This window comes from Arhodomonas sp. KWT, assembly GCF_010993615.1.
In genome coordinates this window covers 9,010-10,722 of sequence record NZ_WNXE01000001.1, presented here as the reverse complement: position 1 = coordinate 10,722, position 1,713 = coordinate 9,010, and the positions used below count along the sequence as shown (strand labels likewise).

The window sequence follows — 1,713 nt, the reverse complement described above, 5'->3', positions numbered from 1 at the left end:
ATCAGTCCTTGCGGCGGTACACCACGCCGGGATGGCAGCGCACCATCTCGAATTCCGTGAGCTCCCTGGGCAGGGACTCGGAGGCCCCGACCATGAGGTAGCCGCCGGGCTCCAGGGCCTGCCCCATGCGGCGGATGAGATCCGTGCGCGTGGGCATGGAGAAGTAGATGAGAGTGTTGCGGCAGAGGATGAGATCGAACCGGCCGAGGGTACCGTAGGCCTCGAGGAGGTTGTGCTGGCGGAAGCTCACCCGCCGGGTGACCTCCGGGCGAACCCGCCACGTGTTCTGATCGACGGCGTCGAAATATCGTCGCTGGCGTTCCTCGCTCAGCCCGCGACGGATCTCGCTGGCACTGTATTCCGCGGCCTTCGCCCGACCGACAATCTGCGTGGAGATGTCCGTACCGACGATTGTAGCGTCAAGATTCCGACCCTTTGCCTGGTACTCCGACAGCGTCATGCTCACCGAGTAGGCCTCCTGGCCCGACGAGCACGCCGCCGACCAGATCCGGATATGGCGCTTGCCACGCCGCTCGAACTCCGGAAAAAGCTGGTCGGCGAGGATGCGGAACGGGTAGATATCGCGGAACCACTGCGTCTCGTTGGTCGTCATCGCGTCGACGACCTCGGTACGCAGCTGCTGACCCGCCGCGGACTGGAGCCGCTGAACCAACGCCCCCAGGTCGGCGAGGGAATGGCGACGCAGCAACGGCGCCAGGCGGCTGGTGACGAGATACTGCTTGTTCTCGCCGAGCATGATGCCCGAGCGCTCCTCGAGAAAGCGCCGGAACGCCTCGTAGTCCGCCGCGGCCATCGTGTTGTTGTCTTTGCGGCTCTCCAGGGCCACGCGCGACCTCCTCGGGCATTTCACCGGCCACAGGGCCGGATTTCGCGACTCCATCGTAACGGATGGCGCTAGCGTCCTGGAACAGGGCTCCACTGATGTACCGGACAGTATGGTTATCGGCCAACCGCCACGGGACTGAACCCACCTGGAACGGATTCTGCAAGCACGAGGGCGGACACAGGAACGATACGGACCCACGATGGCCTACCGAGCAATCGTCGCACTGATACTGCTGGGCAGCGTGCTGCCCGCGGCCCAGGCTCGCCCGACCCAGTCGCTGGCGGAGATACGCACGAGCGTACAGGCCTTCGTCAACGAGCTCGACGGCGATGCCGGACAGCTGGAGCGCGTGGAAATCGACCGGCTCGACGAGCGCCTGCGGCTACCGGCCTGCGGCGAGGCCCTGGCTGCCGACGCTCCCAACCGGCGGGAGGGCAGCGAGCGGCTCGTGGTCCGGGTTCGCTGCCCGGGTCCCTCCCCCTGGAAGGTCTACGTCCCGACCCGGGTGGTGCGCAGCATCGAGGTCGTCGTCGCGGCCCGGCCCGTCCCCCGCGGCAGCCGGCTCGATGCCGAAGACCTGCGCACGGCCCGGCGCACCACCACGAGGCTCCGGGGCGAGTACTATACCGACCCGAAGGGCCTGATCGGGCTGCAGACACAGCGGTCGCTGCAACCGGGTACGGTAATCGACGCCGGTCAGCTGACCCGCCCGACACTCGTGCGCCGCGGCGATACCCTGCTTATCCAGGCCGGCAACGGCCCGGTGAAGGTCAGCATGCAGGGGCGCGCCCTGGAGGACGGCACCCGAGGCGAACGGATACGTGCCCGCAATCTCTCTTCCGAGCGTGTCGTCGAGGGCGAGGTCA

The 1,713-nt window shown here is 67.2% G+C and carries 2 protein-coding genes; one reads left to right on the top strand and one right to left on the bottom strand.

Annotation, left to right across the window (positions count from 1 at the left end; all coding sequences use genetic code 11):
- Position 1: 1 nt before the first annotated feature.
- Positions 2–847 (bottom strand): protein-glutamate O-methyltransferase CheR, encoded by an 846-nt coding sequence (locus G7A99_RS00060; RefSeq protein WP_205599680.1) that lies wholly within the window; start codon positions 845–847, stop codon positions 2–4.
- A 199-nt stretch (positions 848–1,046) separates the two neighbouring features.
- On the opposite strand from G7A99_RS00060, the gene flgA reads away from it, so the two are divergent.
- Positions 1,047–1,713: flagellar basal body P-ring formation chaperone FlgA (gene flgA / locus G7A99_RS00055; RefSeq protein ID WP_163138563.1), on the top strand; the 667-nt coding region annotated here is incomplete at its 3' end.